Origin of the sequence: Streptosporangium carneum, assembly GCF_027922005.1 — a bacterium.
Classification (GTDB): Bacteria; Actinomycetota; Actinomycetes; order Streptosporangiales; family Streptosporangiaceae; genus Streptosporangium; species Streptosporangium carneum.
The window spans coordinates 301,681-325,547 of the sequence record NZ_BSEV01000002.1; the positions used below are offsets into that span (position 1 = coordinate 301,681).

Below are 23,867 nucleotides of genomic sequence, written 5' to 3' on the forward strand. Positions count from 1 at the left end.
ATCCGCAGGACAACGGAACGCCCGGGGGCATCGGCCCCCGGGCGTTCTCGCGTTCCCGGCGCCTTTCCCGGTCGCCGTCCTCCCCCGCCTCTCACCGCCCCAGATAGGCCAGTACGGCCAGCACCCTGCGGTGGTCGTCGGGGGCGGGGCCGAGGCCGAGCTTGGCGAAGATGCTGGAGATGTGCTTTTCGACGGCGCCGTCGGTGACGGTCATGCGGCCGGCTATCGCCGTGTTCGAACGGCCCTGCGCCATCAGGTCGAGAACCCGCCGTTCCTTGGCCGTCAGGGAGTTCAGCGGGTCGTCGCGCCGGTAACGCCCGAGCAGCTGCCCGATCACCTCGGGATCGATGATCGTCGCTCCCGCGGCGACCCTGCGCACGGCGTCGAGGAAGTCGGAGACGTCGGCGACCCGTTCCTTGAGCAGGTAGCCGACGGCCGCCGCGCCCCCGCCGATCAACTCGGTGGCGTAGCGCTCCTCGACGTACTGCGACAGCACCAGGATCGGCAGCGAGGGGCGCGACGACCTGGCCTCCAGCGCGGCGCGCAGCCCCTCGTCCGTGTGGGTCGGGGGCATCCGCACGTCCACGATCGCCAGGTCGGGGTCGTGGTCCGCGACCGCGGCCACCAGCCCTGGGCCGTCCCCCGCCACGGCGACGGTCTCGATGCCGCCGTCCTCCAGGAGTCTGACCAGCCCCTCCCGGAGCAGCACGGAGTCTTCCGCAATCACCACTCGCATGCGTCCAAGTGTTCACCACTCGCAGGGCAGTTCGGCGCGGATCAGGGTGGGTCCGCCGGGCGGGCTGTCCACGACCAGGACGCCGTCGATCGTCGCGGCCCGGTCCGCCAGACCCGCCAGGCCCCCGCCCGCGCGCGGCGCCGCGCCGCCGACCCCGTCGTCGCGGACCTCGACGAACACCCGCTGGTCGCGCCTGCTGACCCGTACGGACGCCTCGGTCGCCGCCGAGTGCTTGGCCATGTTGGTCAGGGACTCGGCCACGACGAAGTAGGCGATGCTCTCGACCGCGGCGGGCGGCCGGTGGGAGACCTCGACCGACAGGGACACCTGTACGGGCGCCCTGGCCGCGAGCGAGGACAGGGCGGCGTCGAGCCCCCGGTCGGTGAGGATCGCCGGGTGGATGCCCCGTGCGAGGTCGCGCAGCTCGGCGATGGCGGCCTTGGTGCCCGCGTGCGCCTGGGCGAGGAGATGCCGGGCCGCCTCGGGGTCGGTGTCCATCTTGGCCTGGGCACGGCCCAGGTCCATGGCCACGGACAGCAGCCGCTGCTGGGCGCCGTCGTGCAGGTCGCGCTCGATCCTGCGCCGCTCCGCCTCCGCCGCGTCGACCCCGCGCGCCCTGCTGGCGCGCAGGTGGGCCGCCCTGGCGATCAGCAGGCCCTTCTTGCCGGGGCCCAGCAGCGCGACGGCGAACAGCGTGTGCAGGCGCGCAATCCCCCGCGTCGCGTACAGCGCGGTGACGAGGAGCCCCGCTCCCGAGGGCAGGCACAGCAGCGCGTCCGGCACGCTGTCGGCCACCAGCCCGTAGGCGATCGACACCTCGCCGACGCCGGCCAGCAGCAGGAACGGGGTGGCGAACAGGCCGACGGCGAGGGACCACAGGACCCCGGCGACGACGAACTCCACGACGCCGACCGGCAGCAGCAACAACAGGTACAGCAGGTCCTTCCAGGTCGCGGGGTCGACGACCATGTCCTTCCAGCGCAGGAACAGGTTGCCGCCGCCCTCTGAGGGCCGGTAGGGGTCGGGGATCACGACGCCGAAGGCCAGCCTGAGCGTCCGGCGTTCGAGCATCGCCGCGGCACGCCAGGCGACCATGGTCAGCGCGAGCAGCGGAACCCCGACCCAGACGGCGACCAGGGTCAGCAGGAACGGGACGACGGAGACCAGCGCGGCGCAGCAGACAAGGCCGTAGAACATGCCTCCCAGGAGGTACGGCACGGCGCGCCAGGTCATCGGGTCGACGAGCAGTCCCAGTGGCCCGTGCGGCCCGAGCGGCACGCGTCGCCGCAGCGGCGCGCGTGCCGTGGGCGCGCTCGCCGCCGTCTCGGCCGTCATGCGCCTCTCCGCCTCCACACGGTGCGATCACGGCCTCCGCGCGGGAGGCCAGGGCCTGAAACCGTCCAGCATGCCGGAACCGGGCACGTCGCGTGATGAGGCGGGCCGCCGTCCCCGAGGTATGGATATCCCGAAGACACGGATCGTACAAGGGAGAACCGGATCCCGCCGGGCCTTCCGAGGGGACGCGGCGAGGCCGTGGAACGGCGAACGCCCCGGCCGGTGGCCGGGGCGTTCGCCGTACAGCGGGACCGCACAACGGGGCCCGTGCAGCCGGGGCCCCGCGGTGAGGCGGTCTAGTCGCGGTCGGAGCTGACCGTCGTCTTCTGGACCTGGAGGAGGAACTCCGCGTTGGACTTGGTCTCCCTCATCTTCTCCAGCAGGAGTTCGAGCGCCTGCTGCATGTCCAGGGCGTGCAGCACGCGCCGCAGCTTCCAGGTGATCTGCAGCTCGTCCTTCGACATGAGGATCTCTTCCTTACGGGTGCTGGACGCGTCGACGTCCACCGCGGGGAAGATGCGCTTGTCGGCCAGGGAGCGGTTGAGCTTGAGCTCCATGTTGCCGGTGCCCTTGAACTCCTCGAAGATGACCTCGTCCATCTTGGAGCCGGTCTCGACCAGCGCCGTGGCGAGGATCGTCAGCGAGCCGCCGTTCTCGATGTTGCGGGCGGCGCCGAAGAAGCGCTTCGGCGGGTAGAGCGCGGTCGAGTCGACACCACCGGACAGGATGCGTCCCGAGGCCGGGGCCGCCAGGTTGTAGGCGCGGCCGAGGCGGGTGATGGAGTCGAGCAGCACGACCACGTCGTGGCCGAGCTCGACCAGCCGCTTGGCGCGCTCGATGGCGAGCTCGGCGACCGTGGTGTGGTCCTCGGCGGGACGGTCGAAGGTCGAGTGGATGACCTCGCCCTTCACCGACCGCTGCATGTCGGTGACCTCTTCGGGACGCTCGTCGACCAGGACGACCATCAGGTGGCACTCGGGGCTGTTGCGGGTGATCGCGTTGGCGATCGCCTGGAGCACCATCGTCTTGCCCGCCTTGGGCGGGGAGACGATGAGGCCGCGCTGGCCCTTGCCGATCGGCGAGACGAGGTCGATGATCCGCGTGCTCAGGACGTTGGGCTCGGTCTCGAGACGGAGCCGCTCCTGCGGGTACAGCGGGGTGAGCTTGTTGAAGTCGGGCCGCTGCCGCGCCTGCTCCGGGTCCATGCCGTTGACCGTGTCGAGGCGGACGAGGGCGTTGAACTTCTCACGGCGCTCGCCGTCGCGGGGCTGGCGCACCGCGCCGGTGACGACATCGCCCTTGCGCAGGCCGTTGCGGCGGATCTGGGCGAGCGAGACGTAGACGTCGTTGGAACCCGGCAGGTAGCCGCTGGTCCGCACGAACGCGTAGTTGTCGAGGATGTCCAGGATGCCGGCGATCGGGATCAGGACGTCGTCGTCGCCGACCACGGGCTCGTTGCTGTCGAAGCGGTCGCGCCCCCGGCGGTTGCGCTCCCTGAACCGGCCGCGGCGGCCACGGCGGTCGTCGTCGTCGCCCACGCCGTGCTGGTCGCCGCGGTCCTGCGGGCCGCGGTTCTGCGGGCCGCGGTCGCCGCCGCGGTCGTTGCGGTCACCACGGTCGTTGCGGTCACCACGGTCGTTGCGGTCACCGCGGTCGTTGGCGCGCTCACCGCGGTCGTTGCCGCGGTCGTTCACGCGCTCGCCACGGTTCTGGCCCGCGTCGGCGGCGCGCTGGTCGGTGCGCTGGTCGGTGCGGCCGTCGCCGCGCTCGCCGCGCTCGCCACGCTCACGGCGGTCGTTGACGCGCTCGCCGCGGTCGCTGTTGCGGCCACGGCGCTCGCCGCGCTCGCGACGGCTCTCGCCGCGCTCGGGGCGGCCCTCGGCCTGCGCCGGCTCGGCCTGCTGCTCCACGACGGGAGCGGCGGCGACGGGCTCGGCGGGGGCGGTCACCGGCGCGGGAGCGGTCGCCTGCGGGGCGGCGGCCGCGGGCTGCGCCGGCTCCACCGCCGGTTCCGCGACGGTGGCGGGACGGGAACGTTCCCTGCGGCTGCGCGCCGGGCGCTCGGCGACCGGCTCGGCCACGGGGGCCGGAGCGGCGGTGGCCTCCTTGCTCGCGACGGGAGCCGGGGCGCTCTCGGTGGTTACGCCCTGCTTCTCCTGGATCGCCGCGATGAGTTGGCTCTTGCGCATCCGCCCGGTCCCGCTGATGCCAAGGCCGGAGGCCATGGCCTGCAGCTCAGGCAGCACCATGGCGGACAGCCCGGTGCCGGAGCGACGACGCGGCTTGGCCGCGGCGCGGGTGGGGGTGTCGCCGGCCTCCGGCGATGCGCCGGTGGCGTCGGAGAGGAGTTCGGTGGTGTCGCTCACTAATGGGTCCTTCCCAGGGGTCGGGCGTGGCCATGATCAGCCAATCGTCCCGGTGGTGCGATCGACCCGGTGGGACAGACCGGGTCGGGTTGCACGTCGCGATCCTCGGCGGTCCCTGAGGACCGCCGCCTCTGTCGGGGAAGGGCACATCCATGCCGTCACCATCGAGATTCGCCGACGGTGGGGCTTGGAGGACACCCCCCGGATTGCTACCGGCAACCAGATGTCGAGGTAGTTCGAACGCGCATGTCCCCTCAAACGCCGCCTCTCGTTGCCCCAACCGAATGTGGGGCATTCGGAGGCGACGGATTCGGGGAGGCCACTGCGGCGCTCACATCCCACGAGGTGGGACATGATGCAGCGATGTGTGGCTGACAAGCACGCACCCAACAAGGGGGCACCTGGTGCGGCTACCAGCCTAACATCACCAGCGCACACAGCTATTCCCTGAAGGTCGAAGAGGTATCAGCGTGTCTCGGGAGAGACAACACGGGCACCGCGGGTTTCGACATCCAGTGGCTGGATGAGCCAATCCGTACCCACTTCCGGTGCGATCAAATCCTGCGTATCCACTGTCGAAAACGCAAGAATGGTGGGACCCGCTCCCGAAACGACCGTAGGGACGCCGATCCCGCGCAGACGTTGTACCAGATCCGCTGTCTGCGGCATCGCAGGCGCGCGGTAGTCCTGGTGCAGCCGGTCCTCGGTGGCGGCCAGCAGCAGTTCCCGGTCCGGCGTCGCGGTCAGCGCCGCCACGAGCAGAGCCGCCCGCCCGGCGTTCGCGGAGGCGTCCGCGTGCGGAACGGTCTCGGGAAGCAGCCCCCGGGCGACCTCTGTGGAAAGACGGTGCCGGGGAATGACGGCCACGGGCCTGATGTCGGCGTGTGGGACCAGTTTCAGCATATGCGGGGCGTTCGACTGGTCGGTCCACGCCACGGTCAGTCCGCCCGCCAGGCACGGGGCCACGTTGTCCGGGTGGCCCTCGATCTCGGTGGCCAGCGCGAAGACGTCGTCGTCGGTGAACACGGGCGTGTCGTCCCCGTGGACGGCGGGCGCCGCCTGCGGGTCCCGCGTGCTCTCCCCCGTGATCTCTTCCGTGGTCTTCACGGCCGCGTACGGCGTGCCCGCCAGCGCCCTCGCCGCGAGGACGCCCGCGCAGATCGCCGCCGAGGAGGAGCCGAGTCCCCGCGCGTGCGGGATGCGGTTGAGACAGCGGAGCCGGATGCCGAGCGGCTGCGGAACCCCCATCCGGTCGAAGGTCGTGCGCATCGTCCGCACGATGAGGTGGCCCTCGCCGTCGTCGAGCTCGCCCGCGCCCTCTCCCGTCACCTCGATGCCGACGCTCGGGGAACGGGGATCGTCTCCGGGGTCGACCAGGCTGACCTCGACCTCGTCGTAGAGGGCGAGGGCGAGCCCCAGGGTGTCGAACCCGGGGCCGAGGTTGGCCGACGTCGCCGGGACCCGGACGGTGACCTTGATGCTGTCGGTCATCGAGAATCTGGGGCGCAGGCCCCTGGCTTGGCCATAGGCAGGCGGCCCCTCCTCCTATCTACCTGGTGCTCTACCTGGCTGTCTGCCTGGTACGGAACGGTCTGCCCGCTGCGGGACGGTTGGCGCGGGCCGCGGCGGAGGCCGCCGCGACGCGCGGACGGAGGAGATCCCGCGAGACGGGGATCAGGCGAGTTCCAGCGCGGTGGCGGCGGCGCGGGCGTCGATCGGGATCGTCACCGGGGTCGGCGCGCCGGAGATGGCCCAGTCGGGGTCCTTGAGGCCGTTTCCGGTCACCGTGCAGACGATGCGCTGACCGGGGGCGACGAGCCCCTGGTCGTGGGCCTGGAGGAGACCCGCGACGCTGGCGGCGGAGGCGAGCTCGACGAACACGCCCTCCTCCTGGGCCAGCAGCTTGTACGCGGCGGCGATCTGACGGTCGGTCACGGCCTGGATGACGCCGCCGGAGTCGTCGCGGGCCGCCTCGGCGAGCTGCCAGGACGCGGGGTTGCCGATGCGGATCGCGGTGGCGATCGTGTGCGGGTGGGACACCGGGGCGCCGTTGACGATCGGCGCGGCGCCGCTGGCCTGGAAGCCGAACATGCGGGGCGACTTCGTCGCGACGCCGTCCTTGGCGTACTCGGTGTAGCCCATCCAGTAGGCCGAGATGTTGCCCGCGTTGCCGACCGGGATGCAGTGGATGTCGGGCGCGTCGCCGAGGGCGTCGACGATCTCGAAGGCGGCGGTCTTCTGGCCCTGGAGCCGGAACGGGTTGACGGAGTTGACCAGCGCGATCGGGTAGTTCTCCGACAGCTCCCTGGTCATCTCGAGGCAGTCGTCGAAGGAGCCCTCGACCTGGATCAGCTTGGCCCCGTGGACGAGCGCCTGGGCCAGTTTGCCCATCGCGATCTTGCCGCGGGGCACCAGCACCGCGCAGGTCAGCCCCGCGCGGACCGCGTAGGCGGCGGCGGAGGCGCTGGTGTTGCCGGTCGAGGCGCAGATGACGGCCTTCGCGCCCTCCTCGACGGCCTTGCTGATGGCCATCGTCATGCCGCGGTCCTTGAAGCTGCCGGTCGGGTTCGCGCCCTCGACCTTCAGATAGACGTCGCAGCCGGTCAGCGCCGAGACCCGGTGCGCCGGGACGAGCGGCGTGCCGCCCTCCAGGAGCGTGACGACGGGGGTCGCCGTGGTCACCGGAAGTCGGTCGCGGTACTCCTCGATGAGGCCACGCCACGCCCTGGTCATCATTGCTCCTCCCGCGCGTGACCGGCACGCGCGTTCTACCTGCGGTGTTAGGCCGCAAGTCTACGGGTAACAGGATCTGCATCGGGATCTGCTGTCCACCAAATGGACAAGCCAGACGTCAATCTACCCAGGAAACGCTAAGGAAGCGTCGATAGGGTCACCAGGTCCTGAGAAGCGGGAACGCAGACAAGGAGCACTTCATCATGACGGGCGGAACGGCTGTCGACCGGCCCCCGATCCGGCACAACGACTACTCCCCCCTGGACCCGCCGCCGCTGGGCGGCTGGGACCCGGAGCTCTCGGTCAGCGTGGTCATCCCCGCGCACGGCGGCCAGCACCGGCTCGACCTGACCCTCGCCGCCCTGGCCGCGCAGACCTATCCGGCGAGCCTCATGGAAGTGATCGTGGTCGACGACGGCAGCGACCCACCGCTGCGCCTGCCGGAGATCGTCCCGTCGAACACCCGGATCGTGCCCTCGGCCCCCGGCGGCTGGGGCATCGCGCACGCGCTCAACACCGGGGCCGCCGTGGCGGACGGGCGGATCATCCAGCGCCTCGACGCCGACATGGTCGTCTGGCGCGAGCACATCGAGGCGCTGGCCCGCTGGCACCATCTGACCGACTACCTGGTCACCATCGGCGCGAAGAGGTTCGTCGAGGACCCGCCCCTCTCCCCCGCGCAGCTGCACGAACGCGTGCGGGCGGGCTCGCTCGAGGAGGTCTTCGACCTGTCGAAGGCACTGCCCAGCTCGACCGAGCAGACGATCTTCCGCACCGACGGCCTGCGCAACAGCCGCAATCCGTACCACGTGTGCACGGGGCCGACGGTCTCGATGCGGCGGGAGACCTTCCACGCCGTGGGCGGGATCGACCCGGGCGTGCTCAGGGGCGAGGACACCGAGTTCGCCTACCGGCTCGCCACGCATGGCGTGGTCTTCGTCCCCGACATGGCGGCCAGGGCCGTGCATCTGGGCATCCCCGCCCAGCGTCGCGACCGGCAGCGGGCGGTCAGGGCCGTCGCGCCCTACCTGGCCCACCGGGTGCCGCTCCGCCGCGACCTGCGCAAGGACGGGGGCAGGCGGTGGCTGGTGCCGTACGTCGAGGTGGTCATGCACGTCGGCGCCGTCGAGGAGACCGGCGAGGAGCGGGTGCGCGCGGCGGTGAGCGCCGCCCTTGAGGGGTCCGTCGCCGACGTGCTGGTCACCCTGGTGGCCCCGTGGTCCCGGCTGCCGGAGGGCCGCCGTCCCGTGCTCGGCGACCCGTCGTTCGAGCTGCGCCTGCTGCGGGAGCACTTCTCCCACGACGAGCGGATACGGCTGGCCGACGAGGTCTCCCCCACCCCGGGGCCGACCCCGTTCCGCTACACGGGCCCGGTCTCGGTCCCGCTGGGGCGCGACTCGCTGGAGCGGATGATCGCCGCGGTCCAGGACGACAGGTCGGGCCTGCTCGTGGTCGACCTCGGAGACGAGGGCCAGGCGACGCTGGAGCGGGCGGAGGCGCTGGGCAGGGCCAGGCTGCTGGGCGCGGACGACGTCGTGACCTCGATCAAGGCGACCCACGGCGTACGGCACGGCGACCAGGCGGAGTTCTGGCCGGTGAGGCCCGCGCCCCGACCTCAGCCCTCGCCCCGCCCCCAGGCGGGAAAGCCGCTCCCCGCCCAGAGCGGGAGAGCCGAACGCCAGGGCGGGAAGGCGGAGTGCCAGGGCGGGAGGACCGCGCCGTCCACGCCGAGGCTTCCTTCGCCCTCCTCGGGCCTGTCCGCGCCGCCCAGGTCCTGGCGGGCCAGACTCAGGTCGGCGATCCGGACGTTCAGGGCCGGATAGCCGAACCCGCCGGACGTCCCCGGCCGGTCGGGAGGAGGTCCCGGCCCGCCGGGCGACGGCAGGAGGCGAACCGGGGTCAGATCGGGGAGGGGACGGCCGCGCGTTCCTCAGGCAGGGGGATGACGCGCCGCCGCACCGCCAGGCCGAAGGCGACGACGAGCAGGCCCGCCACGCCCGCGACCGCGAACGGCGCCGCGGGCCGCCACTCGCCGAAGAGCACCCCGCCGACCGTGGAGATGACGAAGATGCCGACGGCTCCGCAGACCGTCTGCACACCGTAGGCGGAGGCGCGCACGGCGGGAGGGACCTGCTGGGCCAGCAGGGGACCCGCGGTGACGATCGCGGCGATCTCCCCGAGGCCGACGAGCACGGCCACGATCATCATTCCGGAGCCGAGCGGATCGTCGATCAGCAGCGTGGACAGGTAGGCGGCCGCGGCGACGGCCTGGGCGAGGACGACCGCGTCCTGGCGGCGCATCCGATCGCCGAGCCAGCCGAACAGCGGGGCCCCGAGGGTGGCCGTCGTCTGCGCGATGCCGACCACGATCCCCGCGCGGGCCAGGGCCTGGGCCGTGGTCAGGCCGCCCTCGCCGCTGGCGTGGTAGACGACCCACAGGGGCATGAACGCGGCGACGACGGACAGGTCGGCGCGGGCCACGAACGACGCCGCGTAGGACAGGGCGACTCCCGGGTCCCGGGCGAGCGCGACGCCCTCCCTGATCAGGCGGGTCAGCGGGACACGCTCGACGCCCCCGCCGACCCTGACCCCGGAGAGGGAGAACCACATCAGCGCGGCGACGACCAGGACGACCGCGGCGACGATCAGGAACGAGTAGCGGGCCGCGGCGACCGTGGCCGCCTTGCCGTCCCCGAGGGACGCCTCGAGGGTCGCGGGGATGCGGACCAGGCCGAGCACGGCGACCATCGCGCCCAGACCGCTGAAGAGGCCGACCAGGCCGTAGGACTTGCTTCTCGAGCGGTCGCGCACGTAGTCGATGGCGACCGTGGCCAGCATCCCGCTGAGGGCGGCGACGCCGAAGGCGAAGAGCACCCGCACCGCGACGAGCACCGCCACGTCGCCCGCGAACGGGAACAGCGCGGTGCCCAGGCCGCACAGCGTGAACCCGGCCACCACGACGGGCCGCCTGCCGAAACGGTCGGCCAGCGCGCCGTACCAGGGCAGGCTGACGATCATCGCGATCTCGGCGGCGGCGGCCAGCAGCCCGACCACGCCGCCCTGGTTGCCCTCACCGTCGAGGACGCCCAGCAGGATGAACGGCTGGGCCGCGGGAAGGAAGGTGATGATCATGGTCGCGGCGAACGCCATGACCATGGACGCCACCAGGTTGCCCGGCCGGATGCCGTCGGCGAGATGGAGTCCGATGAAGCGGCGCTGAGAGGAGGCGGCCATGTCGCGATCTTGCCAGCTCCGTCGATCCCTTCTCCAGCCTTCCTCGATATGATCACGACAATTCCGGAAATAACTCCACCGGGGAGCACCGAGTGACCGACCAGGCACCAAAGGGCATCAACACCCAAATACCCAATGTCGCACGTATGTACGACTACTACCTCGGTGGTAAGGACAACTTCCCCGCCGACCGGGAGGCTGCGGAACGGGTCCTGACGGTCGTCCCCGAGATCCGGCACAGCGCCAGGTCCAACCGCGCCTTCCTGCGCCGCACGGTCGACTTCGTCGCCAGGACGGGCGTCGACCAGTTCCTCGACCTCGGCGCGGGCCTGCCGACCCAGAACAACGTCCACCAGGTCGCCCCGGGAGCCAAGGTCGTCTACGTCGACAACGACCCGACCGTGCTGGTCCACGGCAGGGCGATCCTCGGCAAGAACGAGAACGTGACCATCGTCGAAGGAGACGTGCGCCGCCCCCGCGAGATCCTGGAGCACCCGGACGTCCGCGCGGCGCTCGACTTCGACAGGCCCGTGGGGATCCTGCTGCTGGCGATCATGCACTTCGTGCCGGACGACGACGACCCGGCGGGCATCCTCGCGACGTTCCGCGAGGCCGTGGTCCCCGGCAGCCACGTGGTCATGTCGCATGTCGCGATCGACGCGAGGCCCGCGGCGGCCGACGGGGTCACCAGGGTCTACGACCGGGCCTCCTCGCCGTTCGTCGCCAGGACCGGCGCGGAGATCATCCGTCTGTTCGACGGCCTCGACGTCGTCGAGCCCGGCATCGTCAACCTGCCGGAGTGGCGTCCCGACCCCGGCGCCCCGGTCCCCTACAAGGGCATCGGGTCCTACTTCCTCGGCGGGGTCGGAACCGTCACCGGCGGGTGACCTCCCTCCCCCGCGGGCGGCGGTCCTCCGAGGACCCCTCTGAGGACAGGGCCGCCTGTGACGGTCTCCTCCCCGGCGGACGGCGCCCCCCCGAGGTCGAACCGTCACCGGCGGCGGATGATCGCCCGCTTGACGGTCGACAGCAGGCCGTACTGGACGACCTTCCTGGCGGCGGCCAGCTCCTTGCGCAGGCCGCCGACCTCCCTGCGCAGCTCGACCGCGCTCCTGCGCCAGCGCCCCGCCTCCTCACGCCACCGCGCGACCTGCCCGCGCAGCCGCTCGACCTCCTTGGCGAGGCGGGCCGCCTCGGCCTGGGCCTCAGTCCTGGCGCGGTAGGCCCCGCGGCGTCCGGTGAGCGCCCTGGCCTCGGGCAGGAACCCGTAGGTCTCCCCGTCGGCCCAGATCGTGCCGAAGGTGTCCTCGACGGCGTCGTCGAGCGCCTCGCCCTCCTCGCACACGACGGCGGCGCGGGCGAACGCGGCGGCACGCTCCAGCCTGGCCGTGACGACCCCCCGCTCGGGGTCCTCGGCCAGCAGCACGGAGACCAGGCCGTACCCCTCGCCCGTCGCCAGGTCGAGCAGGCGCGCGAGGGTGTCCTCCCCCGGCGTCCACCCGGCGGGCAGCCTCAGCCGGTACGGCACCGCCCCCCAGCCCCGCCCACCGCCGTCCGCGGGGTACGGCGTCGCGGGCTCGCCCGGCGGCGGGGAGGCGAGGGCGAAGCGCACCCTGGCGTCGTGGGCGTAGTGGCCCCGGATCAGCACCAGGTCCAGGTCGGGGTCGGTCAGGGGGGCGCGCCCCTCTCGGCCGACGCGGTCCCACGGCCCCGGGACGGTGACCGCGACGTCGGGCACGGTGCCCGCGAGCACGGCGTCGACGGTGGCGCGGACCTCGTCGTAGCCGTGGGCGCCCTCCCCCGGCTCGACGACGACCTCCAGGTAGGGGACCTTCCACTGCCTGGCCGGGTGGGAGCGGAGCCAGCGGTAGGCCGGAATCCTGTCGGCCACGAAGGCGTGGCTGACCCGGTCAATGGGCGCCTTGCCGCGCATCCGCATGGTCGGTCCCAGGTGGAAGGCGCGGGCCAGCGGCTCGGGCACGAAGACCGCGCCCGCCTGCGCGAGCCGGTAGCCCATCTCGGTGTCCTGGCCGAGGACGAGGTCGGTGTCCATCGGCCCCGCCTTGGCCAGCAGCGCGGCGTTGACCGAGGTGGCTCCGCCCACGTGCAGGCTGAAGGCGCGGTGCGGGTTGTCGGTGAGGCCGTCGGTCCGCTCGATCAGGTCGACCAACCAGGCGTGCGGCTCCGCCGGCTCGAACAGCTCCGCCAGGTCCTCCGCCGCGGCGACCGCCTCGGGCGTGGGCAGCGGCGCGGGCGTGAAGCGCAGGTATCCGGTCACCACGAGGTACGGCGCCGCGTGGTGCCAGCGCATGTGCGCCTCGACGGACCGGCGGTCAAGGACCACGTCCGAGTCCAGCCAGTGGATCACGTCGCCGGTCGCGGCCCGCAGCCCGGCGTTGCGGGCGTGCGCCCTGCCGGGCGTCGGGCAGACGACCAGCCGGGTGTCCCGCGGCCTGAGGTCGGGCAGGCGCAGCGGCGGGTCGCTGCCGTTGTCGACCACGACGACCTCGGTCAGCTCCGCCGGATAGGTCTGGCCCGCGAGCCCGGCGAGCACCAGGTCGAGTTTGTCCTGGCCGCCGTAGGCGGGCACGACCACGCTGACCCTCAGGGACGGCGTCCAGGCGCCCAGCTCGGCGGGGGTGAGGACGCGGTAGTCGTTGCCCGCGACCCGCGCGATCACGAGGCCTCCAGGATCAGGCTCGGCCTGAAACCACGCCACTGGTTGGAGGCGACACGCAGGAAGTGGGCGAGCGAGAGCCGCCAGGTGTGCTCGACGCTCATCGCGCGCCGCAGCACGTAGCCGAGGCCGTGGGTCCGGTAGATGCGCGCCCCCCGCGCGTGCGCGGCCTTCAGGAAGCCGGCGTCCACCCCTCGCGGCAGGGCGGGGAAGCCCCCGGACTCCCGGAACCCGGCCCGGTCGACCAGGATCGTGCCCCCCGCCACGTGGTCGGACCAGACCTCGCTGGTGTAGTCGGTGCGGCGGATCGTGACGTTCAGGGGCTCCAGGTAGAAGAACTCGGCCGCGACGCCCACGATGTCCGCGCCCGCGTACGACCTCGCGAGGAGGAGGTCGGCCAGGTGCTCCGGGCCGTACCAGTCGTCGTCGTCCCATTTGGCGACGTACTCTCCGTCCGCCTTCGACGCGGCCAGGTTGAGCACCTCCCCGAAGGGGGTCGCCGCGTCGGCCTCGATCACCGTGACCGGCAGGCCGCTCTCCCCGACCGCGCGCCGTACCGCACCGTGGTCGGCGGGGACGCCGTGCAGGCCCAGCAGGACCTCGACCTCGACCCGGCGCTGCCCGGCGATCTGGGCGAGCGCGGAGCCCAGCAGGTGCGGCCGCATGCTGGACATCACCACGCTGACCTTGGGAGTGGTCTTCGCGGGGGTCGCGGCTCCGGCCTCAGGGCTCCTTCGTGCGAGGCCGTGTCGGCGCAGCCGTACGCTGTGCTCCTCCCTGCGCAGGACCGTCACCGAGCGGGGCCCGCCGTTCTTCGGCGGTTCTCCCCGCGGGGACTCCTGCGGCGTCCAGGCCGCGAGCAGGCGGGCGAGGCCGGGATCGACCCAGGCGGGTGAGACGGGGGCGTGCAGGGGCACGCCGGCGGCGGCCAGGCCGGTGACCGCGCCGGTCGGAACCCGCGCGGAGGGCCAGCGGACGGTCAGGCCGAGCAGCGGCCTGAGGCGGGCCACCTCGGTGGCGTCCGGGCGCTCTCCGAGCGGTTCGCCCGCCGCCAGCCATCCCGTGCCGCTCCACGACAGCTCCTGCACCCCCTCTGTCGCCGGTCTCAGGAAACCGGCCGGAGTCGCGGGAAGGGCGGTGGACGAGGGGATCGACTGCACGAGCACCAGCGAAGGATAGCGAGGCGGAAAGATCACTTCGCTCCCCCCGCCGGACTTGACATGAGTGCTTACGGCCGTTCACTCACAGCGTTCACGCAGGTCACAAAAACCTTGGGGTTTGCGTTTATCGCCATGTCCACTCTCGAGTAGTAGATAGCCTCAAATATCCTCCCCAACCAACAGGAAACGACAGAGCGGCACGGAAGGTAAGCGCGGATGCCCACGCCCCGAAAATTGACGCTGCTGACGACAATCATCGGCCCGCTGGTGCTGATCGCGCTGGGCCTGCTCGCGGGCGCGGGCATCGTCTCGGTCACCGCGGCCGTCGTGCTCGGCGCCATCGCGGCCGTGCTGGCCGCCCAGGCCCTGGCGGTCGCCACCGTCCGCAGGGTCGACGGCAAGGCCCAGCGCATCGACAACAGGGTCAAGCGCTACGAGGCGGAGCTGGCCCAGGTCAAGAAGACCGCGGAACGACTGGACCGGCGGCTCGACGAGATCGTCTCCCTGCTCAGGGAGCACGACAGCAGACGCGACGAGGACATCAAGGCGATCCTGACCTCCCTCGGCGAGGACCGCCTCACCTCCGTCCCCCGGCGCAGGGAGATGGAGGAGATGGTCAGCGAGCTGCTGCCGAGGCTGGCGGCGGTCGAGGCCAGGGCCGGACAGCCCGCCTCAGAGGGCAAGGCGTGAGGGAGACCGACACGCCCGGAGGGCGGCGGGCGGACAGGACGGCCGAAGCACGGCAGACGGGCGGGGTCACCGGCGAGCGGCGGACGGACAGGGCCGCCGAAGGGCGGCGGGCGGACGGGGCCGCCGTCCCCCGCGTCAGGATCAGGCACAACGACTACGGCCCGCTGACCCCGCCCGCTCCCGGCCGCTGGGAGCCCCTGCTCGGGGTGAGCGTGGTGATCGCCGCCTACGACTGCCAGGAGTCCCTGGACCGCACGCTCGCCGGACTGGCGGCGCAGAGCTATCCCGCGCGGCTCACCGAGGTGATCGTCGTCGACGACGGCAGCGACCCGCCGCTGCGGATCCCCGACCTCGCCCCGGCGAACACCCGGCTCGTCCGGGTGCCGGAAGGCCGCTGGGGACGGGGCTGGGCACGCCGCACCGGCGCGGCGGCCGCGACCGGCGACGTCCTGCACTGGGTTGACTCCGACATGATCCTCGACAGGGAGCACCTCGAGGCGCACATGCGCTGGCACCACCTCCTGTCGTACGCCGTCGTGCTCGGCGACGTCCGCTTCACCCCCGAGCCGACCCCCGACTCGCCCGCTCCCGCTCCTCCGGAGGTCTTCGCGGCGGTGCGGGCCTCGAACGCGGAAGGCCTGTTCGAGGAGTCGGCCCCGCACGCCTGGCGGGCGGGCGTGCTCGCCGAGACCCGGTGGCTGCGGGACGCGGGCGCCGGAGCCTACCGGCTCCACTCGGGAGCGACCACGTCGGTCCCGCTGGCGCTCCTGCGCTCCGCGGGCGGGGTGAACGCCGCGCTGAACATGGGCGAGGACACCGACCTCGGCTACCGCCTCGCGCAGGCGGGCGCGGTCTTCGTCCCGGACCCCGAGGCCCGTGCCTGGCACCTCGGCCCCTCGACGGTCATGCTCAGGGAGAAGGAGGTCCACCGGCACAACTGGTCGGTGCTGCCCGATCTCATCCCCGACCTGCGCTGGCTGCGCACCCACCCGCGCAGGCACTGGCTGGTGCCGTACGCGCACGTCGTCGTGGACGTCGGCGACGCCTCCTACGAGGAGATCAGGACGACCGTCGACTCCGCGCTCGCGGGCACCCTCGTCGACGTCGCCGTCACGGTGGTCGGGCCGTGGGCGGCCCTTCCCGAGGGACGTCGCCCCTCCCTCGACGAGCCGCTGCTCGACCTGCGCCTGACGCGCAATCTCTACGCCTGCGAACCCCGCGTCTCCTTCGCCGAGGAGACGCCCCGCGACCGCGCGCCCGCCCCCTTCCGCCTCACCTGCCCCGCGGGGTGGGCACTCGCCCCCGACACCCTCTCCAACCTGGTCAAACTGGCCGAGCGTGAGAAGTACGGCCTGCTGAGCGTGGTGCTCGACGAGGGAGAGCGCGGGGTCAGGACCGCCAGGCTCGAACGCACCGCCGCCTTCGCCAGGGCGGCGCTGGTCCGCGACGGCGTCCCTGACGGCGTCCCTGACGGCGTCCCTGACGGCGTCCCTGACGGCGTCCCTGGCGGTGTTCCTGACGGCGTCCCCGGCGACGCTCCCGGCGCCGTCGCCGACGGTGTGCTCGACGACGTGGTGCACGAGCTGTTCGGCTCGCTCTGGGTGAGCGCGGACGAGTACGGCCTCGTGCCCTCGCAGGAGGCGCAGCCCGTCACGGGCGACACCGCCAAGTGGCGGGCGGGCGCGGCCAGGTGGCAGCGCGAGGCGGAACGCCTCGGCGGCGAGGCGGACGACCTCCGCCGCGAGGTCGAGCGCCTGCGGGCGGAGGTCGAACGGCTGGAGGGCGAACGGCGGCGCGGCCCGCTGGGAGAGATCATCGCGACGGCCATGCGGCAGAGGAAGGTGGGCTGATGTCGTTCCTGACCGGTCTGCTGCGCGAGGCGGCGGGAGGCGGTGGAGGGCGGCGCGTCCTGGTCTACCGCGCGGGCTTCGAGACGCTCGACGAGCTGGAACCGTACGGGGTGACAGACCTGGACGGCGACCTCGACGGGGCTCCCTCCGCCGAGGAGAAGGCCGCGGAGGTCCTGGTGGTCGCCAGGACGCCGACCGACGTCCGCAGGGCCGCGACCCTGCAGTCGCTGCTGCCCATGGCCACACGGGTCGTGATCGCCGTCGAGGAGACGCCCCACTGGTACACCGCGCCCGTGCTGTCCCCGACGCCCGCGCACCGCTGGCGGTCGCTGACCGAGTTGCGCGTGTACCGCCCCGAGCGCGCGGCGTGGGTGGTCGAGGCGCGCTTCTCCAAGCCCACCCCCGCCGGCCGTACGCTCGCCGCGACCGCCAGGGCGTTCGCCGGGCACCGGATGGACGCCGTCGCGGCCCCGGTCGCGGGCCTGGCAGGCCCGGGGGCGGCGCACTGGCGTCCCGGCGACCCGAACGCGGCTCCCGCGGGCGTGACGGGACCGCTCCCCGACCGGTTCGGCGCCAGGGGCGGCGACCTGGTGCTGCGCACCACGGACCAGGATCCGCCCCCCTGGTCGGGCGAGGAGACGCCGGTCGACCGGCCGGTCGCCGAGCTGATGAGCTGGGAGAGGCTCGGCCGTCCCGGCGGAGCGGGAATCCTGCGAAGCGGTCTCGGCGACCTCTCCGAGCCGCAGACCATCCCCCCCGTCGACGACCGCTCGGTCAACCCGGTGGGCTTCGTCACGGTGCCGTCGCTCGGCATGGCCGACCTGTCCGTGCGGTCGGGACGCTGGACGATCACCTGTGAGGGCAGGACGCTCACCGCGTTCGGCGCATCCGGCTGCGTCACCGACGTGGACGTCAGCCGGATCAGGCAGGCCAGAGGGGTGCGCGTCGACTGGCGGCGCGGCCACAGCGGCCCCGTGGCCGCACTGCGGGTCGTCACCGGGCTCGCCGCCGCAGGGGTGCCGCTGGTCTGCGACGCCGTGCCGCCGTGGGCGGGCGCCCTCGGCCCTGAGCTGGCCAGGCTGATCGCCTCGGTCGACGAGACAGGACTCGCCGACGACCTCGAACGGGAGGAGCACAGCGTCAGGCTCCGCCGGGAGGCGCTGCGCACCCACGGCGTCCGCAGCCGCTGGGAGCAGCTCGGCGCGCCCGCCGCGCCCGCGCCGCTGACCTCGGTGCTGCTCGCCACCCGCCGCCCCGAGATGGTGCGCTTCGCGCTGGAGCAGATGACCAGGCAGCGCGGAGCGGAGTTCGAGGTGATCCTCGCCCTGCACGGCATCCCCTCGGGCCACCCCGACGTGGCGGGCGCGCTGGCGTCCTTCGAACGGCCGATCACCGTGTTCGAGGCGGACAGGGCGACGGTGTTCGGCGCGATGCTCAACGAGGCCGCGGCCAGGGCCTCGGGGTCGTTCCTGCTGAAGATGGACGACGACGACTGGTACGGGCCCGACTTCGTCTCCGACCTGCTCCTGGCCCACTCCTACTCGGGGGCCGAGGTGGTCGGCATGGTCCCCGAGTTCGTCTATCTCGCGTCGATCGGGGTGACCGTCCACCGGGACCAGGTCACCGAGCAGATCACCAACTTCATCGCCGGAGGGACCATCTTCGCCGAACGCTCGGCCTTCGAGGCGGTCGGCGGCTTCCGCACGCTGCCGGGGACGATCGACGCCCAGTTCCAGCACGCCGTACAGGCCGCCGGCGGGCAGATCTACCGCACCCAGGGCCTGGGATACATCCTGCGGCGCGGCAACGTCGCCAACCACACGTGGCGCGAGCCCATCGGCACGTTCCTGCGGCGCAACAAACGCCAGTGGCGCGGCTTCAGGCCCAGCGCGCTCATGGAACTCCCCGGGGAGGCGGTGTGAACGCGCGGACCAGGCGTGAGGGGGGCGCGGCTCCCGCGACCTCCGCGGCCCGCGGGGAAGGGCGGGGAGACGGCGTGGACGCGCCGACGCGGGAGAAGGCCCGCGGGGAAGGGCGGGAAGAGGGCGTGGACGCGCCGACGCGAGGAAAGGCCCGCGAGGAAGGCCGGGAGCGGCGGGAGGAGGGGCAGGACGTGCCCGCGCGCCGAGAGCGAAGGGTGAGCCCGCCGAGGATCCCCGGCAACGACTTCGGGGTGCTGAACCCGCCCGCCCCCGGCACGTGGGAGCCGCGCGTGGCGGTGAGCGTGGTGATCCCCGCCAGGGGAGGCCAGAACAAGCTCGACCTCACGCTGGCCGCCCTGGCCGCGCAGACCTACCCCTCGCACCTCCTTGAGGTGATCGTCGTGGACGACGGGAGCGCGCCCCCGCTCAGGCTCCCCGAGATCGCCCCGGAGCACACCCGGATCGTCCACGGGCTCCCGGGCCGCCCCGGCATCGCCGGGGCCCTGGAGACCGGCACGGCCGTCGCGGACGGCGAGGTGATCCACCGGATGGACGCCGACATCGTCTCCTACCGGGACCACGTCGAGGCGCACATGCGCTGGCACCATCTGGCCGACTACCTGGTGGTGACGGGGACGTTGCGGTTCACCGCGATGGCCGGCACGCCGCCGACCGCCGCGGAGGTCAGGACCGCCGTCGCCGGGGACAGGGCCCGTTCCCTCTTCGAGGAGGACCCCGACCACGGGCACGACTGGATCGGCGATCTCCTCGCCGCCCATCGCGGCTTCCGGGACGCGCCGAGTCCGTTGCTGCACCGCGTCCACGTGGGCGCGACGGTCTCGTTGCCCGCCGCCCTGCTCAGGGAGGCCGGGGGGATGGACACCTCCCTGGCCCTCGGCGAGGACACCGAGCTCGGTTACCGGCTCACCCAGACGGGCGCGGTGTTCGTCCCCGACCAGGAGGCGCTCAGCTGGCATCTGGGCGTCACGACGGCCATGCGCAGGCCGGGAGAGGTCAGGCGGCACAACGACCCGTTCATCGCCGACCGCGTGCCGTACCGGCGCAACCTGCGCACCGACCCGGGCCGCCAGTGGCTGGTCCCCTACGTCGAGGTGGTCGTGGACGCCGAGGACGCCTCCTTCGAGGATGTCAGGGCGAGCGTGGACGGAGCGCTGGCGAGCACGCTGGCGGACGTGAGCGTCGTCGTGACCGGCCCGTGGGACGCCCTCTCCGAGAGCCTCCCGGGAACGCCTCCCGAAGGACCTTCCACAGGTTCTGCGGAATCCGCGGAGTCCGCAGGTTCCGTGAGCTCCGTAAGTTCCGTGGATTCCGCAGGTTCGGTGAGTTTCGCAGGTCCTGTGGGTCCCACAGGCTCCGTAGGCCCTGCGGACTCCCTGGCCCCTGCGGACCCTGCGGACTCCCTGGACCCTGCGGACTCCGTGGGTCCCGCGGGTCCCGTGGGTCCTGTGGGGCAGGACACGCCGCTGGACGCTCCTCTGCTGGACCTCAGGCTGGTCCGGGGGCAGTACGCCAACGACGGCCGTGTCCGCTTCGCCGAGCGCGTCCCCCCGACCGCGTTCCCCGCGCCGTTCAGGCTCGTCTGCCCCGCCGGATGGGTCCCGGGGGCGGAGAGCCTGGCCATGCTGGTCGAGCTGGCGGACAAGGACGACGAGGGGCTGTTGCTGGTCGCGCTCGAGGAGCGCGAGACCGGTGTCGTGGCCGCCCGCTTCGAGCGGACCGCCGCCGTCGCGCGGGCGCTGCGCGTCGCCGGGGACGACGAGTCCCTGGACGACGTGATCGCCGACCTGTACGGCGCGACCTGGCTGGACGCCGAGTCGTGGCGGTTCCGCCCGGCGGCGCGGGCGTACCCCGCCTGGGCGTCCGACCGCAACCGCGAAGCCGTACGGTGGCGTGCGGAGGCCGAGGCCCGTACCCGTGACGCCGAACGCGCCCGGCGTCAGGTCGCCGCCCTCAAGGCCGAGCTGAAGGAGCTGCGCGCCCAGGCGGCGAAGGGCACGCGCGACACCGCCAGGTGGAGGGAGAAGGCGGAGCAACGCCGCCTCGAGGCCGTCGCCCTGCGCCAGACGCAGCAACGCTCCCTCCTGCGCCGCGCCACCCGCCGCCTGCGCAGGATCGTCGAGGGCCCCCGTTAGCGCGGTGACCGCACACCTCCACCGGGTTCGCGACGTCCCGAGCCCCGGCACGAACACCTCCGGCGCCCCCGAACGACACGCGACCCGGTGAACACCCTCACCCCCGCCGGGTTCGCAGCGCTTTCAAGCGCCGGTACGGAGAGCACCGGCACGGGCCCGCCCGGCGTCTTCGGACGGCGTGCGCCCCGGTGAACGTCACCCGTCACAGCATTGGTGCGACGCCCTGACCGGGCGGCCCCGAATCAGGCGGATCAGGGCGGCGGGCACAAGCTCCCCCGAAGCCCGACATCAAGTTGACGTCACCCATGGCTTGCGATGACGCCATCATGGCGTCATAGTGACGTCATGGATCTCGCGCCGTATGTCGAACACCTCCGACGTGATCTCACGGTCGCCGCCGAAGCCGGCGGCGAGGAAGCCCTCGCCCTGGCCAAGCGGCTCACCGCGTCATTGGAGTCGGCTGCCCGGCTCGCCCTGCTGGATGCCCTGTCCGCCGCCGCGGACGAGATCACCCGCGATCTCGCGCCCGGTTCGGTGGAGGTACGGCTGCGCAGGCGTGACCCCGAGTTCGTGGTGACGTCGCCGGTCGCCCCGCCGTTCGAGGGCATGTCCGAGGACGGCTCCGCCACCGCGCCGCCCGGGGCCTCCAGGGCGTCAGGGGCGTCAGGGGCCGCCGGAGCGTCAGGCGCGTCCGCCACGGACGCCCGGCCGTCCGCCCAGCCCGAGGCCGAGGACGGCGGGACGTCGCGGCTCTCGCTGCGGATCCCCGAGCATCTCAAGCCGCGCATCGAGGAGGCGGCGGGGCGGGAGGGACTGTCGGTCAACGCCTGGCTGGTTCGAGCCGTCTCCGCCGCGCTCGAACCAGACGGCCGGGGACGCCGCCCGGATCAGCGCGCCGGGCGGCAGACCGCACAGCAGACCGGGCGGCGCTACACAGGCTGGGTCCGTTGACCGCCCGACCGTCGGCGTTCACCAGGTCACGCACCACGCACCGCCAACCGGCGTCGGTCCGCACCACCCCGCCGCCCGCCGCCCCGACGCCGTGAGCGACGGCGAGGGCACCCGGTTCACCACACCGCCGCGCTCGACGCCGCAACCATCAGCAAGGGAGCGTTATGCCTACCTTCGACACCCCCGAACCGATCTTCGCTCTCATCGACATCGCGGCCGGGGACGTTCGGATCACCGCGAGCGACCGGGCCGACACCGTCGTCGAAGTGCGGCCGAGCGACGAGTTCGACGAGACGGACGTCCGAGCCGCCGAACAGACCCGGATCGAGTACGCCCAGGGAAAGCTGCTGGTGAGAACCCCTGAGAACAACACCCGTTCGCTGTTCAGGTGGATCAGCTGGAGCGGCTCGATCGTGGTGACGGTCGACCTGCCGACGGGCTCCCGCGTCGAGGCGAACGCGACGGCGGATTTCCACTGCGAGGGACGTCTCGGCGAGTCGACGTTCAAGACGGCCACCGGCAACATCTGGCTCGACCAGACCGGCCCCCTCCGGCTGAACGCCGCCGACGGCGACATCACGGTGACCCGGTCGGTCGGACGCGCCGAGGTCACCACCGCCAACGGCGACATCCGGATCCGTCAGATCGACGGCCCCGCGACGATCAGAACCGCCAACGGCGGCATCACCGTCGGCGAGGTGACCGGCGACCTCCAGCTGAACACGGCGTACGGCGACATCACGGTCGACCGCGCCCTGGCGAGCGTCAACGCCAAGACCGCCGCGGGCAGCATACGCATCGGGGAGGCGGTTCGCGGCCTGGTCACCCTCGAAACCGCCTACGGCAGGCTCGAGGTCGGCGTCAGGGAGGGCACCGCCGCCTGGCTGGACGTGAGCGCGCCGTACGGCAGCGTGCGCAACCACCTGAACGCCGCGGACGGCCCCGAGCCCACCGACGAGACCGTCGAGGTGCGCGCTCGCGCCTACTACGGCGACGTCGTGATCCGCCGTTCCTGAACCCCGCGCTTTCCCGCCCCCGTGCGGAGCCCCGCCCTGAACTCCACGCCGAACGACGAAACGAGGAACACATGAGCACCTCCCCGCCCCGACCGGCGATCGCGGCGGTCGGACTGCGCAAGTCGTTCGGCGGCAGGGCCGTGCTGGACGGCATCGACCTGGACGTCCCCGAGGGAACGGTCTTCGCGCTGCTCGGCCCGGACGGAGCGGGCAAGACGACCACGGTCCGGATCCTTTCCGCACTGATCAGCGCCGACGCGGGCCAGGTGCGGGTGGCCGGTCACGACCTCGCCGGGGAGCCCGACGCGGTGCGTTCCGCGATCGGCGTCACCGGCCGGTTCTCCGGGGTGAACGACCTCCTCACCGGCGAGGAGAACCTGACCCTGGCGGCGCAGGCGCGCCGTCCCGGCCGGAGCGAGGGCCGGCGCCGCGCCGCCGAGCTGCTCGACCGCTTCGACCTGGCCGAGGCCGCGGGGGAACCGGTCGCGACCTACTCCGGCGGCATGCGGCGCAGGCTCGACCTCGCGACGGCCCTGGTCGGCGAGCCGCGGATCGTCTTCCTCGACGAACCGGCCACCGGCCTGGACCCACGGGGCCACCGCGCCATGCGGCAGATCGTCCGCGACCTCGCGAACGACGGAGTAACGATCTTCCTGACGGCGCAGTCCGTGCGGGAGACGGAGGGTCTCGCGGACCGAATCGCGGTCCTCGACCGCGGAAAGCTGGTCGCCGAGGGGACCCCCGACGACCTCAGACGCCTCGTCCCCGGCCACGTCCGTCTGCGATTCACCGACCCGGACGCGCTCGAATGGGCCGCCCGCGCCTTCGGCGAGACGCCGCGCGACGACGACGCGCTCACCCTGCGCGTCCCGAACGACGGCAGCGTCAGCTCGCTGCGCGCCCTGCTCAGGCGGATCGACCACGAACTGCTCGCCGTCGACGAAGTGTCGGTTCACGCCCCCGATCTCGACGACGTCTTCCTCACCCTCACCGGCCGCTCCGCCCCCTGATCGATCGGTCCGCCGCCGCCACCGGCCCCCTGAA

At 72.8% G+C, this 23,867-nt stretch carries 17 protein-coding genes; 9 read left to right on the forward strand and 8 right to left on the reverse strand.

Features of this window, described 5'->3' with window-relative positions; all coding sequences use genetic code 11:
* Positions 1-91: 91 nt before the first annotated feature.
* From PKF00_RS07445 to thrC, 5 genes are all read right to left on the reverse strand, one after another.
* Positions 92-736: a response regulator transcription factor gene (locus PKF00_RS07445; RefSeq protein ID WP_271216628.1), complete on the reverse strand. Its 645-nt coding sequence runs from the start codon at positions 734-736 to the stop codon at positions 92-94.
* 12 nt (positions 737-748) lie between these two features.
* Complete coding sequence (locus tag PKF00_RS07450; protein WP_271216629.1) at positions 749-2,071, reverse strand: sensor histidine kinase; 1,323 nt, start codon at positions 2,069-2,071, stop codon at positions 749-751.
* Between the two features lie 296 nt (positions 2,072-2,367).
* Complete coding sequence (rho, locus tag PKF00_RS07455; protein ID WP_271216630.1) at positions 2,368-4,437, reverse strand: transcription termination factor Rho; 2,070 nt, start codon at positions 4,435-4,437, stop codon at positions 2,368-2,370.
* Positions 4,438-4,902: 465 nt separating this feature from the next.
* Entirely contained in the window at positions 4,903-5,928 is a 1,026-nt protein-coding gene (locus PKF00_RS07460; protein WP_271216631.1) for a homoserine kinase, read from the reverse strand.
* A 183-nt stretch (positions 5,929-6,111) separates the two neighbouring features.
* Complete coding sequence (thrC, locus tag PKF00_RS07465) at positions 6,112-7,170, reverse strand: threonine synthase (protein WP_271217031.1); 1,059 nt, start codon at positions 7,168-7,170, stop codon at positions 6,112-6,114.
* Positions 7,171-7,373: 203 nt separating this feature from the next.
* Here thrC and PKF00_RS07470 point away from each other — a divergent pair, with 203 nt between their 5' ends.
* The gene (locus PKF00_RS07470; RefSeq protein WP_271216632.1) at positions 7,374-8,993 is read left to right on the forward strand and encodes a glycosyltransferase family 2 protein; all 1,620 of its coding nucleotides are present in this window, start codon (positions 7,374-7,376) and stop codon (positions 8,991-8,993) included.
* A gap of 76 nt (positions 8,994-9,069) precedes the next feature.
* Here PKF00_RS07470 and PKF00_RS07475 read toward each other — a convergent pair whose 3' ends face one another.
* The gene (locus PKF00_RS07475; protein ID WP_271216633.1) at positions 9,070-10,404 is read right to left on the reverse strand and encodes an MFS transporter; all 1,335 of its coding nucleotides are present in this window, start codon (positions 10,402-10,404) and stop codon (positions 9,070-9,072) included.
* A 92-nt stretch (positions 10,405-10,496) separates the two neighbouring features.
* Here PKF00_RS07475 and PKF00_RS07480 point away from each other — a divergent pair, with 92 nt between their 5' ends.
* The gene (locus tag PKF00_RS07480) at positions 10,497-11,291 is read left to right on the forward strand and encodes an SAM-dependent methyltransferase (protein ID WP_271216634.1); all 795 of its coding nucleotides are present in this window, start codon (positions 10,497-10,499) and stop codon (positions 11,289-11,291) included.
* A gap of 104 nt (positions 11,292-11,395) precedes the next feature.
* Here the strand turns inward: PKF00_RS07480 and PKF00_RS07485 are convergent, their stop codons facing one another.
* Positions 11,396-13,084: a glycosyltransferase gene (locus PKF00_RS07485; protein WP_271216635.1), complete on the reverse strand. Its 1,689-nt coding sequence runs from the start codon at positions 13,082-13,084 to the stop codon at positions 11,396-11,398.
* Positions 13,081-14,247 carry a glycosyltransferase family 2 protein gene (locus tag PKF00_RS07490; RefSeq protein WP_271216636.1) on the reverse strand — a complete coding sequence of 389 codons (1,167 nt, stop codon included), beginning with the start codon at positions 14,245-14,247 and terminating at the stop codon, positions 13,081-13,083. Before PKF00_RS07490 ends, PKF00_RS07485 begins: the two co-directional genes overlap by 4 nt.
* A gap of 210 nt (positions 14,248-14,457) precedes the next feature.
* Between PKF00_RS07490 and PKF00_RS07495 the strand changes: the two genes are divergently transcribed.
* From PKF00_RS07495 to PKF00_RS07525, 7 genes are all read left to right on the forward strand, one after another.
* Entirely contained in the window at positions 14,458-14,931 is a 474-nt protein-coding gene (locus tag PKF00_RS07495) for a hypothetical protein (protein WP_271216637.1), read from the forward strand.
* On the forward strand, positions 14,928-16,781 hold the full coding sequence (locus PKF00_RS07500; RefSeq protein ID WP_271216638.1) for a glycosyltransferase family 2 protein: 1,854 nt from the start codon (positions 14,928-14,930) through the stop codon (positions 16,779-16,781). The genes PKF00_RS07495 and PKF00_RS07500 overlap by 4 nt, the downstream gene beginning before the upstream one ends.
* Entirely contained in the window at positions 16,781-18,703 is a 1,923-nt protein-coding gene (locus PKF00_RS07505; RefSeq protein ID WP_271216639.1) for a glycosyltransferase, read from the forward strand. The genes PKF00_RS07500 and PKF00_RS07505 overlap by 1 nt, the downstream gene beginning before the upstream one ends.
* Before the next feature lie 74 nt (positions 18,704-18,777).
* A complete protein-coding gene (locus PKF00_RS07510; RefSeq protein ID WP_271216640.1) occupies positions 18,778-20,856 on the forward strand; it encodes a glycosyltransferase family 2 protein in 2,079 nt (692 codons plus the stop codon).
* 345 nt (positions 20,857-21,201) lie between these two features.
* Positions 21,202-21,807, forward strand: coding sequence for a hypothetical protein (locus tag PKF00_RS07515; protein WP_271216641.1), 606 nt, complete (start codon positions 21,202-21,204; stop codon positions 21,805-21,807).
* Positions 21,808-21,971: 164 nt separating this feature from the next.
* Positions 21,972-22,823: a DUF4097 family beta strand repeat-containing protein gene (locus tag PKF00_RS07520; RefSeq protein ID WP_271216642.1), complete on the forward strand. Its 852-nt coding sequence runs from the start codon at positions 21,972-21,974 to the stop codon at positions 22,821-22,823.
* Between the two features lie 71 nt (positions 22,824-22,894).
* The gene (locus PKF00_RS07525; protein ID WP_271216643.1) at positions 22,895-23,833 is read left to right on the forward strand and encodes an ATP-binding cassette domain-containing protein; all 939 of its coding nucleotides are present in this window, start codon (positions 22,895-22,897) and stop codon (positions 23,831-23,833) included.
* Positions 23,834-23,867 lie beyond the last annotated feature (34 nt).